A 16,457-nucleotide genomic window follows, 5' to 3' on the forward strand; every position below is an offset into this window, starting at 1 on the left:
AATAATTATTCATACATAAAATGAAATGATACCCTGATCCGTTAGAAAGGGGAGATGACGGTGAAAACGTGGCTTCGTATAAGTATACTTTACGCAGTGTTGATAATTGTAGGATGCAATACTGCCAATAACCAACAAGAGCTTGAAGAAGAAGAGGAACAGGAAGGCCCTAGTACTGAACAACCATTAGCAGAGCATGAAGGAGTGGGCAATGAGGATGATCGTTTAGCTGTGGAACATGAATTTACAAAAGAGTTTTTGGTGGGTACTGACGTGGAGCCAGGTTTTCATCAAATGAGAGGGAAGCTTGATGGCTTTGAGATGCTAATTCCGGAAAATGCCATTATACCTTCTATGCTTCATGTAATTGAAAACAATAAAATTGAAACTTTAATATATGCTGCTATCAATAATAACCTTGAAAAAAAACAATACAACGTACAAGTCATATATCAAAGTAAATATCCTCAAGAATTAAAACAAAACTATCTAAATGTCTTTAAAGACGAAATGGGCTTTGAAGATGAATATGTCCGTGTAGAAACCAACGATCTGGAAATTTATTATGGTAAGGTTGACGACAAGGACAAGTACGGTCCTGTTTTAAAGTATTTTGGTTATCTTTTTTCAAAAGAACAGAATCAGGCCATTAGCTATGAATTTATGGCTATGTGTCAAGGGAAAGATGAATGTGAGATCTCACTTGAAGAGGAAGCGGAAGTGGCGGAAAAGCTAATGTATTCTATTCGTTTACTTGATTCATAGAAAAAGAGTTTCAAAATATATGAATAGACAAAAAACATTCATACATAAACAACTCTAATCCTTTAGAAAGGGGAGATGACGGTGAAAACATGGCTTCGTATAAGTACACTTTGCGCAGTGCTGCTAATTGTAGGATGCAACACAGCCAATAACCAACAAGAGCTCGAAGAAGAAGAGGAACAGGAAGGCCCTAGTACTGAACAAATGCCGGAGGACGATGAAGCTGAACAGGAAGGAGTGGACAATGAGGATGATCGTTTAGCTGTGGAACATGAATTTACAAAAAGCTTTTTAGTGGAGACTGACGTGGAACCAGGTTTTCACCAAATAAGAGGGAAGCTTGATGGTTTTGAAATGGTGATTCCGGAGAATGGGGTTATTTCCGATCTGCTTCACGCAATTGAAAACAATGCAATCGAAACACTTATTTATACGTTTAATAATCATAATGAACAGAAACAATACCATGTCAAGCTGATGTACTACAGAAAATACCCTGAAGAAGTAAAACAAAACTATTTAAATGTCTTTAAAGATGAAGTAGGTTTTGACGGGGAATATCAATATGAGGAAGCCAATGATTTAGAAATTTATCACGAGAGCTATGAAGACGATGGGGAATACGGTCTTGTTTTAAAGTATTTTAGCTATATTTTTTCAAAACACAGGAATCAGGCTATTTCCTATGAATTTATAGGTGTTTGCCAAGGTGGAGAAGAATGTTCCCTCAGCCTTGAAGAAGAAGCGGAAATGGCTGAAAAGCTAATGTATTCTATTCGTTTGTTAGACCAATAGGAAAGATAAGAAATTCTTGCAATAAAAAAGAAGTTTGGATATCTTAAAATAGGAAATAGACAAATAAACAAATAATTAATAATACATAAAGTGATACCCTGATCCGTTAGAAAGGGGAGATGACGGTGAAAACGTGGCTTCGTATAAGTACACTTTGCGCAGTGCTGCTAATTGTAGGATGCAATACTGCCAATAACCAACAAGAGCCTGAAGAAGAAGTGAACGGAGAAGAGAAGCAGGAAGATTCTGATGCTGAACAAACATCAGCAGACGATGACACTGAGCAGGAAGGGAAGAGCGAAGGAGTGGAGAATAACGAAGATTTTCTAGCGATTGAAGATGAATTTACAAAAGAGTTTTTGGTGGATACTGACGTGAAACCAGGTTTTCACCGAATGAGAGGGAAACTTGATGGTTTTGAGATGTTGATTCCGGAAAATGGGATTATTTCTGATCTGCTTCATGATATTGAAAATGATGCAATTGAAACACTTATTTTTACGTTTAATAATTTTAGTGAAAGAAAATTGCATGATGTTAAACTGATGTATTATAAAAAATACCCTGAAGAAGTAAAACAAAATTATTTAAATGTCTTTAAAAATAAAGTAGGTTTTGACGGCGAATATCAATATGCGGAAGCCAATGGTTTAGAAATGTATTATGAAAGCTTTGAGGATGAGGATGACTATGGTCCGTATATGCGATATTTTGGTTACCTTTTTGCCGAGGATAGGAACCAGGCGATTTCATACACGCATACTGCGATGTGCCAAGGTGGAGGAGAATGTTCCATCAGCCTTGAAGAAGAATCAGAAATAGCTGAAAAGCTAATGTATTCTATTCGTTTGTTAGACCAATAGGAAAGGTGATTGGGGATGGGCAGTGTTTTTGATGATGAAATGGTGCAAATGCGAATTACAGACCTTGAGTATCAATTCCCGGAGATGACCGATGAGGAGATTATTGAAGCGATTGAACGAATATACCTTGAAGAAATGGGGAGGCCCATTAACACGAAGATTACTATAGACCGAATGGACGGCTATTCGGAATCGTCGGATGCAAAAGGGACGGCGCTTGTTTTGGCTGACAAAGAAGATCCTGATGAGGTGAACGAAGTGGTATTTATTTCACGGGGCAGTGTTTCTACTGAAGACTGGATTGACAATTTGTTTAGTGTTGGTGTGGGGACTGGGGGTGCTGGATATGCGTTAGATACTGAAATATACCTTGATCGAATTAAAGAACAATTCCAACTTGAGGATAACATTCCTATCTATGCTCTCGCTCATTCAAAAGGTCACAATACGGTAGCAGCTATTCAACTAAGCGAAGATTATTTTTCTCAAGTAAACACATTTAACGGAGCACAAACTAATGCTGTCCAGCAAATACGTTATGACGATGACTTCAGATTAGCTGTAGAAAGGGAATTTAACCACCCACGATTAAATACGGAATCTGTCCAATCCATCCCCCCTGCAGAACTAGAAGCGTTCGCTAAGGAGTATTACAAAGACAAAGAGTCTAGTATCCATCAAACCCGCTCCAAGAGTGATTTTTTGTATGCGCTTGATTCCTTTCCGTGGATGTTTGCTGTGGGCAATGTTACAACGTATCGTACAGACCATGAGAACAAAGGGTTTGTGGGGGCAGTGGAAGCGATTCCTCAAGAAGAGCTGCAGGCGTTGCTTGATTTTTTAGCCCCATACGGCCATGTTTATGGGGATGAAGGGGTTGCTGGTGTCATGGACGAGGCGTTTAGCGATGCATTGACTTATTACAAGGATCATCCTAACGCTGATCCGCTTGATTTTGATACGATGAAATCAACAGTCTCTGTTCTCGTCGATGAGTTGGAGACCGCCGGGTATTTGTCTGAGGAAGATGCGAGCCAGTTGAGATGGGAATTGCAAATTTTTCTGACAGGAACAGAAGGGATTTATATGCGGATTCATGAAGGTGAAGGTACGTCAATTTCTCGATTAGTAGAAGATGCTATTTTTACTGGGGTTTCATATAAGTTAATGATGGAGAATCAAATTGCCTCGATCAATACGTTGTTTGAGGGAGTGGCCAAATCGGCGGAAGCGCACCATAAGCTTGAGGCGCTTATGAATGAAATCGCCGAGGGCAAGTCTTATCATGGTGGCGACTTGTATTTGGAAGGTTCAGCTGGTGGGGACGAAATTAAGCTTAATTTGAGCAAGACGTTAGACGCGTATGAAGCAGTGCAGAAGGTTCTCGATCAACAAGATACGCTGCTTGAACGCTACTTGGCTATGATGGAGCATGAGTATATAGACTTTTATCAACATAAGAAGAAACAATTAGCTTCAAAGATGAGTGTGATGGAGAGCAATTACCGCAGTTATCAGCATTTGTTGCCTAGCTCTTACGGCGGGCTTATCACCAATTTGCATTTTCGTGAATCCTTTTTGCCGCTGGAAGGCGCGCCACTTGAAGGGGTTGCTTCGTTAGTCAAGCAAAATCGGGAGTCCATCGGGGAGAAAGCGGAGGCGATGCGTCAAGCAGTGGAAGAAATGTTTGATGTCGACTACAATGTGGCGGGCATGTTTACTTATTTATCAGGTTGAGGGAAGTGTCATCGATGAATACATTTGGTTATAGTGGGACCTATACGCTTGAACAAGCACGAACACACGACGAGAAACGCAACCTTGTGGTGGAACTGTTGCAAACGAAGATGGACAAGCTTGGCGAGTTGAAGCAGGATGTCCAAGGCATTCTTGACTCGAGCAAAGGGGAAATCATTTTGGCGACTATTGAAGAGTTGGAGTCTGAGGCGGTAAAAGGACAGGGCCGTATCCAAACGGCGGTTGACGAATTGATTCGCTTTCATTGGAAGTTTGAAGACGTCATCGATCATGGGAAAACGCAGCCGTTTACGATTACCTATACAGAAGTGCCAAAGGATTAGCACTAGCTGTTGATCGGCTTCTAGTTGAAGGCCATCACTTCTTGAGTCCTATCAAGAAGACGAAATAAAGGGAAATCGTTTAGCAGTAAGTATAGGCTCATTCATTTGTCTAAATAATAATATAAAATAATTATTTTTATAAAAGATGCTTCATAAGTTGGTTGTTACTACGGTTAAAGTATACGAAATAGAGCTGTTTGATTAGAACAATTATTCTGGTTCGAAAGAACTATTAGAAGTGTGAGAAAATTAATAATATCAGTACTATATTACCATTTTACGAAAATATGTAAGATGATGGTTGACTAGTAAAATCTTCACTGGCTACCATGAGACTATAAAACGTAAAGGAGGAGTTAATATGTCTGGATTGATTCGCGTTACACCTGAAGAACTTTACCAAAAAGCTGATGACTATAATCGCTCAAGTGGAGAGGTGCATGACCTCATAAGCAGGTTAGATGGTTTCAGAGATCAGTTACAAGGTATGTGGGATGGTCAAGCTTCTGAAGCGTTTGTTCAACAGTATGACGAATTAAAGCCATCCTTTGTCCGTATGGGCGATTTGCTTGGCGAAGTATCTGAGCAGCTACGCAACAGTGGACGGACCCTTGAAGAAACAGATCAACAAATTGCAGGCAACATTCGCGGTTAATTGGTCAGGAATAGAAACAACTGTGGGCGCAATTTTTTTACAATTGCGTCCTTCCTTATGAAAGGGTGGCATTTGATGTACATCACTGTAACGGTTGACATGAAACGGTATTCAGGAAAACGGTTTGACTTGCGGCTATCTGATCAATATACGGCAAAAAAAGTCGTTGATCTTATTTGGAGCATCGAGGAGCTTGAAGTTCCTCAGCGTGATGGGAGTTGGATCCGTGTTCAAAACAAAGAAACTCATGTCTACGGTAGCCAAGTACTCGCTGAACGTGGTGTAACAAATGGAGACCGCATAGAGATTTTATAGCACTGGTTGAAGGGATCGGACATGGAATGGACAAAAAGCGATTTTATTTGGAAGAGCAGACAGGTGCAACCTTTATTAGGGACCCTGAAACAAATACATACACACTAACATTTCAAACTGCGGAAATTAAGCAATCTCATTCGTTAGAATCGGAGTTGTTAAAGCAACAAGATCCGCTCCTCAAACGTACAATTTCTGAAGATGAAGATGAGCTTGTTATTACTGTTCATCCACAAGAGACAATGTTACCTTTTAGTAAATTTCGAAACAAAGGTGACTATGCAAAACAAGTTATTGGCTACTCACTTATTCGTGCAGTTGTGGAGCATTCTAGTTCCAGACTACATTTAATTGTTTGTCCGGAGAATGTATTAGTAACAGAAGGGCTTGATATACACTTTATTCATTATGGCATTAAAGAAAGCCTTCCGCCTTATGAAAAAAATGACGATAAGCTGTTTGCGGAGCTAAAGACAACATTGCTTGTATTGCTTGATGGTGAGTATCGCTTTAGTGAGTACATGAGTTTTACAGACACGATGAAACTATCGGCACGAGCAAAAAAATTGCTAGAGACTGAAACAATTGATGCGCTTTTGAGTTGTGTCGAGACGTGGATCCATGAAGAAGAACAGCGCGCTAGACAAGTACATATGGTGCCGAAGAAAAAGTGGCGCTTGCAAAAAAGTTTGTTTTTTGCTGTGGCAGGGTTGCTTGTACCGACTATTATTTATACCATCTATGTGCTTTTTTTCCTTCATCCACGTTACGATGCTTTTATTGCCAGCAATGAAGCCTATATCAATAGTAACCCTAGTGAAGTCATTACTGCCTTGGAACCATATAATCCGAGCCAAATGCCTCGCGTCGTACAGTACCAGTTGGCTCAATCCTATGTCGCCAATGAAGACTTGAATATGGATCAAACAGCAAATGTACAAAATACATTGACCCTTCAAGCAGAACCGCTTTATTTTGACTATTGGATTACGATTGGTCGTGGTGATTATGAGGAAGCAAACGAAATCGCACGTCAATTGCAGGACGGAGAACTAGAGATGTATGCCAATTTAAAGTGGCGAGATGCCGTTCGTCAAGATACTAGCTTGTCCGGAGATGATCGTGAAGAATTACTGAACGATATTCAAGCGGATATTGACCGTTATCTACGAGAGCAAGAAGAACGGGAAGCGGAAGAAGCGGACGCAACTGCAGATGACACCGAGGCTGAAGAAGACAATGAGGCGAATTCTGAACCAAACGAGGACGAAGAAAATGAGCGTGACGATGACGCTGAACAAAACGAAGAAGAAGAGAACGAAGATGAATAGGGGCGCACGTAGGAGGTGGAACAATGGATCGATTATGGGTATTTTATGATAAGTATGTGCAGCAGCTTGAATTAAGCCAAACAGAGCGTTTGTTAGGCTCAAGCGAGGACGTCGACTTACTCGTTCCGCCTCTCCGAGCTAAGATTATCGCTAAAATCGCTCATGACCAGAAGCAATGTGTACTTGATAGTGAAGGTATAGGTGAGCATATTCTAGCTGCCGGTGAGACCTTTCAATATAAAGAAGATAACGTTCTTTTTACATTCGTGTATGAAAGCGAACCGATAAGCGAATGGGTGTATTACATAGGGAAAGAATCGTTCCTTTCGATCGGGCACGAGAGTTCAGCTGACATCGTGTTGCCGAAGGAAAGTCCTACTTCGTCATGTGCATTAATTAAGCAAGACGACTGTTGGTATGTGTATCCAGAAGAGCATGCCCGTGTGTTTATGAATGGAGAAATTCTAACAAAGAAGCAACCAGTAAAAAATGGAGATATCGTATTACTTGGCTATACAATGTTTGTTATTAAGGAAAGCGATTTATTGACGATTGAATCAACGGAGCCTATACAAACGAGACTCTCTCCCATAGCCGTTCCTACTTCCGAAAGTAAAAAGAAGTACCCTGAGTATCGTCGAACGCCGCGAATTATTTATGAAGAACCAAAAGAAAAAGTGAATTTCTCCATTCCGGGTCAGGAGTTGGACGATAACCATCGAGCCCTCTGGCTCATCGTATTGCCACCACTAGCGATGCTCATTGTAATGGGAATCGTTGCTTTGCTCATTCCCCGGGGGATTTTTATCATTATTTCGGTCACAATGTTCACCGTAACGCTCATTACTTCGACGGTCAATTATTTTCGAGAACGGAAAATCCGTAAACAAAAAGAAGAAAAGCGTCAACGTGTTTATACTCGCTACTTGAAAGAGAAACGGGTCGAACTTCAAGAAATAGCTGATAAGCAACGGCATGTACTCGACTATCATTTTCCATCTTTTGAGGAAAGTAAATACATGGCAGCTAACTTAAATCGTCGTATCTGGGAGAAAACGGTCGGTGACGATGATTATTTGTATGTCCGTGTTGGAAAATCGTCCATCCCAAGTAGTTTTCAAATTGGTGATCCAGGTGGCGATTTAGCGAATCGAGATCGTGACGAGCTGCTAGAAGAAGGCGAAACGTTAAAAGAGCATTATTCCTATATTCATGATGCGCCCCTTAGCCTCAGCTTAGCGAGCGGTTCTATTGGCTATGTCGGCCAACTGAAGACAATCCAACGGGAAGTCGCTCAAATGGTCGGGCAACTTACTTTTTTTCAAAGCTACCATGATCTTCGTTTCGTTGCTGTTTTCAACGAAGATCAGTATGCAAGTTGGGAATGGATGAAATGGCTCCCTCATTTTCAATTGCCGCATATGTATGCAAAGGGATTCATCTACAATGAACGGACACGGGACCAACTGTTGACATCCATTTATGAAATGGTACGAGAACGGGAGTTGGAGCAAAGCCAAGGCAAACCAAAGCGTTTCATGCCTCATTTCGTTTTTTTAGTCGCCAATCGCAGCTTGATTAGTGACCATGCAATCATGGAATATTTAGAGGGACCGGACAAGCTTCTAGGGATGTCGGTTATTTTTCTCACGGATGCACAAGAAAATTTAACTGAATATGTTCACACAATCATTAAGGCCGTCAATCAAAAGGAAGGCGAAATTGTCATTCGAGAACGGAAAGCGGAACATAAACGCTTTACCTTTGATTCGCACGATGCAATAACCAATGAGTGGTATGCCCGCTTGCTAGCATCATTGAATCACCAAAGAGGTATGAGTCGATCGATACCGGATATGGCTTCTTTTCTTGAAATGTTTGGCGTCGATCACACAGAAGAATTAGCAATAGAACGCCGGTGGGAAACGACAAACAGCGCCGAATCACTTGCAGTGCCTGTCGGATTTAAAGCGAAGGATGAACTTCTTGAGCTAAACATCCATGAGAAGGCTCATGGGCCCCATGGTTTGCTAGCAGGAACAACCGGTTCAGGGAAAAGTGAGTTTCTGCAAACGTATATTTTATCGTTAGCCGTTCACTACCATCCCCATGAAGTAGCTTTTCTTCTTATTGACTATAAAGGTGGGGGAATGGCACAGCCATTTAAAACGATTCCTCATTTGCTCGGAACGATTACGAATATCAATGATAGCAAGAATTTTAGTATGCGAGCGTTGGCATCAATCAAAAGTGAATTACGAAAACGGCAGAGATTATTCGACCAAAATGTAGTAAACCACATTGATGACTATATGGAATTGTATAAAAATAAACAAGTTATGGAACCAATGCCTCACCTATTCATCATATCCGATGAATTTGCGGAATTAAAAAACGAGGAACCTGAATTTATTCAAGAACTCGTAAGTGCAGCACGAATCGGACGGAGCCTAGGTGTCCACCTTATTCTTGCGACACAAAAGCCAGGTGGCATCATTGACAACCAAATTTGGAGCAACGCTCGTTTTCGCGTCGCGTTAAAAGTACAAGACGCTCAAGATTCGAAAGAAATTTTGAAAAACCCCGATGCGGCTAACTTAACTGTAACAGGGCGGGCTTATTTACAAGTTGGTAATAACGAGCTATATGAATTGTTTCAATCTGCATGGAGTGGTGCGCCGTATTTGCGAGAAACTCATGAAGGTGAAGAAGATGTTGCCTTAGTTACGGATGCAGGGCTAGTACCTATATCCAACGTCCAAACAGTTGCTAGTAAAAAAGTAAAGAGCATCACGGAAATGGAAGCGGTTGTGAAAGAGATCGAAGTAACAACGGAGCGTTTAAGCATACAAAAAGCGTCAAGCCCATGGCTTGAACCGCTTGAAGAATGGCTTCCCCCCGTACAAAAAGATACAGAGGCAGGTATGTTTCCTCTGGCGCTTGCTGATGAGCCAGAAACACAAAGGCAATTCGATGTTCAGTATCAATGGCTAAAAGACGGTAATGTTGCTGTCTTTGGATCTGGTGGATATGGGAAATCGACAACGTTAATGGCATTAATGCTTTCTTTTGCCAAGTCGTTTCATCCAGAAGCGCTTCACTTTTACATTTTTGATTTTGGAAATGGAGCGTTGTTACCGTTTAGGCAGCTACCTCATACAGCCGATTACTTTAAAATTGATGAAAAACGTAAAATTGAGAAAGCGATTGCCTTGCTAAAAGCAGAGATGGACGATCGCCGCGAACGATTCCTCGTTCAAGAAGTCAATAGTTTGACGATGTATAACCAAACAGCAACAGAGCCTTTGCCTGTTCTATTTATCTTTATTGACAACTTTGATTTGATCAAAGAGGAATATGAGCAATTGGAATCCACATTTATTCAATTTGCTCGCGATGGGCAATCGTTAGGAATGTATGTAAGCTTAACAGCTACAAGAGCGAATGCCTTGCGTCAGCCACTCATGAATGCCATGAGGACGAAAATTGTCCATTTTATGAATGACCGAAACGATGTCATTACATTGCTTGGTCGCAGTAAGTACGAAATCGAACCAATACCTGGACGGGCCATTATAGCGAAAGACAGCCATTCCTTTACACAACTGTATTTGCCAGAAGCTGGTGAAAATGACATGGAAATGATGGAAGCAACAAGACAGACGATCGCCCAATTAGGACGGCGTTACCAAGACGCTAGGCTGCCGGAAAAAATTGCAATGTTACCTACACAGCTTTCGTTGGAAGCTTTCAAAACACGTGTTGGCGATCCAGGCGACAGTATTCCTTTTGCTCTTGATGAAGATACCGTTAAGCCAGTATTCTTACAATCAAAATCGGAGCCGCATTTAGTAGTTGTTGGGCAGCCAAGGAAAGGGAAGACGAACGTTGTCAAAGTTCTATTAAACTACTATTTGCAACAAGAAGTAGAGGAGATTGGATTAGTTGATGGCGCAGACCGCAAGTTGTCTGCTTATGTAGGGCAGAAGCTTATTTCCTATATAGATCAAAAAGAACAGATAAAAGACTGGGTGTCAGCGACTGAAGAAAAAATGGCTGTTCGAGAACAAGCTTACATGGATGCGTTAAACAATGGAAGAACGGTCACCGCTTTTCCACCAGTGTTATTAGTAATCGACAGCCTCATCCGTTTCCAACAAACGGTTGATGCGACCATACAAGATAAACTAGCGAAGCTAATCAAAAATTCGAGCCATCTAGGTTTTCGAATGATTGTATGTGGCAACTCTGCGGAATTCACGAAAGGCTTCGATCCTCTGACTGCAGAATTGAAATTGGTGCGTCACTATATAATCGTCATGAAAAAGTCAGACCAAACCCTTGTCAATCTTTCTTTCACGCGAAATGAAGAGGAGATCGCACCAGGTTTTGGTTACTATGTCGTCAATGGAATTGAAACAAAAATTAAAATACCAGAAGCTCCATAACCAACGGAATTTAAGCGAGGTGGCTTACGTGCAGAAAAAACATATCGTCAAGCTGTTATTGCTTGTCGCAATCATCATTGCTATCCCTTTTGCCTTTTTTCACTACATAGGGCAAGAACCTATGAGAGAAGAATTAAAAGCTTCCGGCAAAATGGTAGTAGTTAATGAGGACAACGGATACCAATATGAGGAAAATGAACCACTTATTTTAGGTAATGATATTGTATCCACATTGCAAGGTGACTCGGAATATGAATGGGTAGTGGCTGGTAGAGCTTCTGCTCAAGCTGGATTAGCGAACCAAGAATATGACGCGATTGTCTATATTGATTCTTCTTTTTCCGAGAACATTATGTCGTTTCAAGATTCACTCCCAAATCAGGCGAGTGTAAATTATGAAATCTATAATAATTTAAATGCAGAGAACCAAGAACGGGTGCAAAAAGAATTAGAGAGTGCCCAATTAAAAATGAATCAGCAAATTAGCACACAATATTGGCGCTATGTATCGGAGGAAGTGGACCGAGTTAGAGGAAACTTTACTGACGTGTTGCAAAAAGAAGTTGACTTCTTAAATGAAATGTACTCATTTTACTCGCCAAGTTCACAAGAATTAGCTGAGGAAATTGAGGTGCAGCGAAGCCGTCTTGATCAGTATTTTTCAGCTACTTCGGATACAGCCAATTTATCTGAAAGCTCTCGTGCGAATCTAGAAGAAGCCCAAGAGGGATTTAACGAACTTACTGATGCAATGGATCTTTACATGAACTATCAGAATGAGCAAACAGAGATGATGTTACAAGCGAACACTCAAAATGGCGACCTTGTCAACCAAGCAGTGAATGAGTTTCAACAAGCTTTACAAGTAGGAAGCGGAAATGTACAAGAAAATCAGAGTGTTTTTGCGCCCCAATTCGCCAATGATGGTGACAGAGTCGTTTCTTTGCTCGGTAACTGGGCAATCGGTTCGTATAAATTTACTGACGACATGAATCGGTTTAATCGCGACATTAACCAAGTATATGCTGCCCAAGACGAAGCAGTTGATCGCATTCCAAATGCACAGGCTGAACTAATCGGACAATATGCAAATGCAACGCAAGAAGAACGGGCAGAAGCGCAGTTCCGCCAAACGTTATATGTACGCTACCATTTATCACGGGACGAGGATCCACAGGAAAGCCCTTCTCGACCTGAACAGCCGGAAGAACTGCTAGAGTCGATTGATGAAGATCTTCTAAACGACATAGAAGAAACGATTGCTGAAATCGAAAAATTAGTCGGTAGATTAAATCCTGGAGAAATAGACATTCCAGAACCTGATCCAACAGAACCAGAATCACCGTCAGAACCTGATCCGGATAATGGAGACAGCGATGAAAATGAGCAACCAGCGCCAGGAGATCGTGATGATAATGGAAGCGGTGATGAAGATCCTCCTTCACAGCCAACAGAGCCTCCAAATGAGGAAGAGAATAACGAAGGCGGGAATGAAGAGGAGGAAAGAGGCGAAGAGTCTGAACAAGAACCTCCATTAGAAGAAGAGGAGGACCAAGAAGATGTAAATACAGCTCTTTCCTTTACACCGTACCGTGCAGAATTTGTTACTTTTTCTCAGGATGAACTGCAACGGGTATGGACAAAGGCAATGGAACTACTTAACAACATGGAACCAACATTAAAAGTAGCACAGTGGAGAATAGAGGATCATAGAGAAGTGACCGAGGCATTTCTTGATTATGTAGAAAACCTTGAAGACTATGCATCACGTTTGGAACAATATGTTGAACAGCTTGAAGCGCAAGTGATTGACCCAGTTATTGAGGAAGTTCGCAAGCAAGAACAAGCCGTTTTCAACCGAATAGGTGCATCGCCTTCCTTAATTGACAGTCCAATCCTGTCAACAAATGTACAAGAACTACTTACCTATTATGGAGAATTAGCCAAATTAGATTGGGCATATAGTCAGCTAGGTAATTTAAATCAAGACCGAGTGAAGCAACTTGTCGATGAAGACAATCGTGTCCGTGAGGTTCAGGCTACCATTGATAGGGCACGACAATCCGTCAGTTCGTTTATGGGCAACCAAGCGCAGCTAGAGGAAGCCCAACAATCCGTGGAGGAAGCAGAAGTAGAGTTTACTCAATTTGTTGCGGATGCAAATAATGTGCTGAACGAGTTAGAGCAATCAATTGCTCAAGAACAACAAGCCATTCTCGAAGAAGTGGCGGCAATGGCGGAAGCGAGTAACGCTATTGGCGGGAATCTATCTGAAAGCTATGAAGCGATTACTATAGAACCAGCACCGGTGGATGGCTTAAATGGGCAAATGGTCGTTTCCAATCAACAAATGTCATTAGATGAAGTTCAACAATTAGGAGCATCTGTTGAATCTCTTAGCAACCGCCAAGATGATATTATTGCCCAAACAGAAGATCTTCATAGCAATGTGACTGAAGTTCAAGCCAAATCAGATGATTTGAACTCAAGATGGTCAGACAACGTTCAAACAACGGAACTGGTTTACGAAGACATTCACACGATTTTAGCCAACGCTTTGACTGATGGACATCACAATGACTATGTCTATAACCATCTTTCCAGTCCTGTTGGTGTAAGTGGAGAGCAAGGAACGGGACCAGCTGAAAGCCTAACACCACCAATCGTTGTGCTTGTCATTGTATTACTATCAAGTTTGCTGATTGGGTTTTTAACACACCACTATAGTTCGGTGCCAATCTTGGTTAATCTGTCGTTGTTTAGCATGTTATCAATCATTGTTGGTTTAGTCATAAGCATTTATGGCTTATCAATTTACACGATGAGTGGAAGTCAATCGATACAATGGACCATTATTACGGTTCTCTTGATCTTGGCAACAGCTGGCCTAATCCGTGTTGCCTTTATGGCTGGTCCGTGGGTTGGATGGCTACTTAGTGTTGCGTGCGTCCTATTCTTTACAAGCCCGCTCCTTGATATGGCCATGCCAAATTTCAGTACGAATAATCTAATTGCGGAACTCTATATTTCCATTCAAGCAAGCTCGCAAAATGCATTTCTTACAGGCATGCTTCCATTGGCGCTTATTGCAGCGCTAACGATTGCTGTTCCAATCGTTCGTCATGCGGTCGTAAACCGCAAAAAAGAAGAGGATGACGTTTATGAAATGTAAAGCCATGGTTACGGGGATAGGAGTATGTTCAGTGCTACTCCTGTCTTCGGTAATGCCAAGCTTTGCCCAAGAAGAACGAGTGGAACCTGGTGTTTATAAAGAGCGAGAAGTGTTGTTAGAGCTCCGTCAATACAAACCAGAAGCGGAACAGCGGGAAATTAGAGTGCCTGAAGAACAAAAAATACTCACATTTACTCAGCCTCTAGAAGAAACATACACAGAACTTCAAGATACCTTGTTTGCAAGTAGTGCTGAAGCGACCCACGAGGAAAATGTAGCTGCTAGCGCCGGGTTGTTCACAGAGGAGAAAGTGTTGGCGCGTCATGTGGTCCCGCTAGAAGAAAGTGGAAATGTGCTACCATGGATATTAGCAGCTGTAGCGACGGTGCTTGTTTCGATTTTATTGATTTATATTATCCCGAAAACAGCGCAATGGAACGAGTAGCTATATTTCTGTGGAAATAGAAATTAAGGCGAACCCTGAGGATTAAGGCACACATGCGAAGGTAATCATACTCATTGCAATAGGTTGCGTGTTTATAGTGGAAGGTATGAAGCGGAAAGTGAATAAAAGAAGCGCATAGGGCGATGAATTGTTGGGAGACGTCCATTACTCTTTTAGCTTCTTTTTTTCTTCCCATTTGATCATATAAGGCCGTATGAAAAAGCCATATAAAAAACCTCCTATAGCAAAGCCGAGGGTGGAAAGCCAATCTGGATTGCCTTCACGTAAAACAAGGCTCATAATGAGCATCATTGTTGCATAAACAAAACTGAACAAGAGACCGTCCTTTAACCGGGTATTCACGAGGGTGCCTTCATTTCCGACGCCATGAAGTGAAAGATTGTATAAGTCAATCCTGAAAGAACGGTTGCGCTAATAATGTTAACGGTTTGATAACCAGTAGCAAGAATGACAAGTAGCCAAACAACGACAGCGATTGCGATGCATAATGTATAGGTTCCTTTCATTAGGAGTTCCTCATTTCGATTTTATTTGTTCTCTGTATATACCCTGATAAAAGGGTTATAAACGAGTGTAAAAAAACAGCAAGGCGCTTAGCCTTGCTGTTTCTTTAGAGTTTCCGGCGGCCAGAGATAAGTTGAAAAATAAGAACGACGAGTGCAATAACTAATAAAATATGTACAAGGTTTCCGCCGATTTCTCCGATAAATCCAAGTAACCATAATACAACTAAAACGACTAAAATTGTCCACAACATGGTAGCTTCCTCCTTTTTTTAACGTCTTACTCTTTTCCCTCTATTTAAAAGGTGAAACTGAGAAGAATTTCCTTATTAACTTCCTTTTAATTGTAAAAGAAACGGGTACTGTAACATATATAACAAAACTATTGTTAAGTAGTTTCTTACTAACAACCATAAATTAGTCTATGAATTGAGTCAGTAGTAGATAAATCGATTATAGAATTGATTGACAATTATAATTTATTGAATTAAGCTAATCTTATATTTTTTGATAATCTTCATTTTATATCTTTGTCAGTTGTATTACTAGGAAGAATGATTACTAACCGTTATAATTCCAGAAAAATATTCTGAGTAGTTGGAAAAGTGAGTGATAGGTTCAGTGCTCAGCATTATAGCAATCAAAACAAAAGATAGAATGATCCTTTTTAATTAGAAAGGAGGTGAACATATTGGCTAAAATTGAATCAAAAGAAACACCTGTTGTTAATTTGGATTTAGAACTGCTAGGTGGATCACGTCCTAGGCGATAACCGTCATCTTTTTTATACTTATGGATTTTATTTGGAAAGGTAGTGAGAAGAATGGCTAAAATCGAATCAAAAGAAACACCTGTTGTTAATTTGGATTTAGAATTACTAGGTGGATCGCGTCCAAGAGTTCACTAACATCCGTTTAATCATACTTAATCAACTAATAATAAAGGTGGTGTAATGAATGGCTAAAATTGAATCAAAAGAAACGCCTATCGTTAATCTAGACTTAGAATTATTAGGTGGATCACGTCCAAGATAACAAGGCAATTAAAGAAACCTTAATAGATG

The 16,457-nt window shown here is 40.8% G+C and carries 14 protein-coding genes; 11 read left to right on the forward strand and 3 right to left on the reverse strand.

The genetic code is table 11. The features are described 5' to 3' along the window. Positions 1 to 60: 60 nt before the first annotated feature. From BK583_RS02985 to BK583_RS03035, 11 genes are all read left to right on the forward strand, one after another. The gene (locus BK583_RS02985) at positions 61 to 765 is read left to right on the forward strand and encodes a YvcA-related protein (protein WP_055736731.1); all 705 of its coding nucleotides are present in this window, start codon (positions 61 to 63) and stop codon (positions 763 to 765) included. A gap of 81 nt (positions 766 to 846) precedes the next feature. After that, complete coding sequence (locus tag BK583_RS02990) at positions 847 to 1,560, forward strand: YvcA-related protein (RefSeq protein ID WP_055736732.1); 714 nt, start codon at positions 847 to 849, stop codon at positions 1,558 to 1,560. 125 nt (positions 1,561 to 1,685) lie between these two features. Beyond that, positions 1,686 to 2,423 carry a YvcA-related protein gene (locus BK583_RS02995; protein WP_055736733.1) on the forward strand — a complete coding sequence of 246 codons (738 nt, stop codon included), beginning with the start codon at positions 1,686 to 1,688 and terminating at the stop codon, positions 2,421 to 2,423. 15 nt (positions 2,424 to 2,438) lie between these two features. After that, a complete protein-coding gene (locus tag BK583_RS03000) occupies positions 2,439 to 4,160 on the forward strand; it encodes a DUF6792 domain-containing protein (protein ID WP_055736734.1) in 1,722 nt (573 codons plus the stop codon). 14 nt (positions 4,161 to 4,174) lie between these two features. Then, complete coding sequence (locus BK583_RS03005; RefSeq protein WP_038483656.1) at positions 4,175 to 4,504, forward strand: hypothetical protein; 330 nt, start codon at positions 4,175 to 4,177, stop codon at positions 4,502 to 4,504. A 361-nt stretch (positions 4,505 to 4,865) separates the two neighbouring features. Next, entirely contained in the window at positions 4,866 to 5,159 is a 294-nt protein-coding gene (locus BK583_RS03010; protein WP_035397432.1) for a WXG100 family type VII secretion target, read from the forward strand. A 75-nt stretch (positions 5,160 to 5,234) separates the two neighbouring features. Next, positions 5,235 to 5,474, forward strand: coding sequence for an ESX secretion system protein YukD (yukD, locus tag BK583_RS03015; RefSeq protein ID WP_035397435.1), 240 nt, complete (start codon positions 5,235 to 5,237; stop codon positions 5,472 to 5,474). A gap of 26 nt (positions 5,475 to 5,500) precedes the next feature. Beyond that, on the forward strand, positions 5,501 to 6,805 hold the full coding sequence (essB, locus tag BK583_RS03020) for a type VII secretion protein EssB (RefSeq protein ID WP_055737556.1): 1,305 nt from the start codon (positions 5,501 to 5,503) through the stop codon (positions 6,803 to 6,805). 23 nt (positions 6,806 to 6,828) lie between these two features. Further along, positions 6,829 to 11,253, forward strand: coding sequence for a type VII secretion protein EssC (essC, locus tag BK583_RS03025; protein ID WP_055737557.1), 4,425 nt, complete (start codon positions 6,829 to 6,831; stop codon positions 11,251 to 11,253). A gap of 28 nt (positions 11,254 to 11,281) precedes the next feature. Next, a complete protein-coding gene (gene esaA / locus BK583_RS03030; RefSeq protein WP_160319324.1) occupies positions 11,282 to 14,425 on the forward strand; it encodes a type VII secretion protein EsaA in 3,144 nt (1,047 codons plus the stop codon). Positions 14,426 to 14,456: 31 nt separating this feature from the next. Then, positions 14,457 to 14,870: a type VII secretion EssA family protein gene (locus BK583_RS03035; protein ID WP_139366159.1), complete on the forward strand. Its 414-nt coding sequence runs from the start codon at positions 14,457 to 14,459 to the stop codon at positions 14,868 to 14,870. Between the two features lie 165 nt (positions 14,871 to 15,035). Here the strand turns inward: BK583_RS03035 and BK583_RS03040 are convergent, their stop codons facing one another. From BK583_RS03040 to BK583_RS20395, 3 genes are all read right to left on the reverse strand, one after another. Then, positions 15,036 to 15,233, reverse strand: coding sequence for a hypothetical protein (locus BK583_RS03040; RefSeq protein WP_038483645.1), 198 nt, complete (start codon positions 15,231 to 15,233; stop codon positions 15,036 to 15,038). After that, positions 15,230 to 15,397 carry a hypothetical protein gene (locus BK583_RS20600; RefSeq protein ID WP_158318553.1) on the reverse strand — a complete coding sequence of 56 codons (168 nt, stop codon included), beginning with the start codon at positions 15,395 to 15,397 and terminating at the stop codon, positions 15,230 to 15,232. The genes BK583_RS03040 and BK583_RS20600 overlap by 4 nt, the downstream gene beginning before the upstream one ends. A gap of 104 nt (positions 15,398 to 15,501) precedes the next feature. Next, positions 15,502 to 15,648, reverse strand: coding sequence for a lmo0937 family membrane protein (locus tag BK583_RS20395; protein ID WP_124742697.1), 147 nt, complete (start codon positions 15,646 to 15,648; stop codon positions 15,502 to 15,504). Positions 15,649 to 16,457: the final 809 nt, after the last annotated feature.

Source organism: Shouchella oshimensis (genome assembly GCF_002019765.1).
GTDB lineage: Bacteria > Bacillota > Bacilli > Bacillales > Bacillaceae_D > Shouchella > Shouchella oshimensis.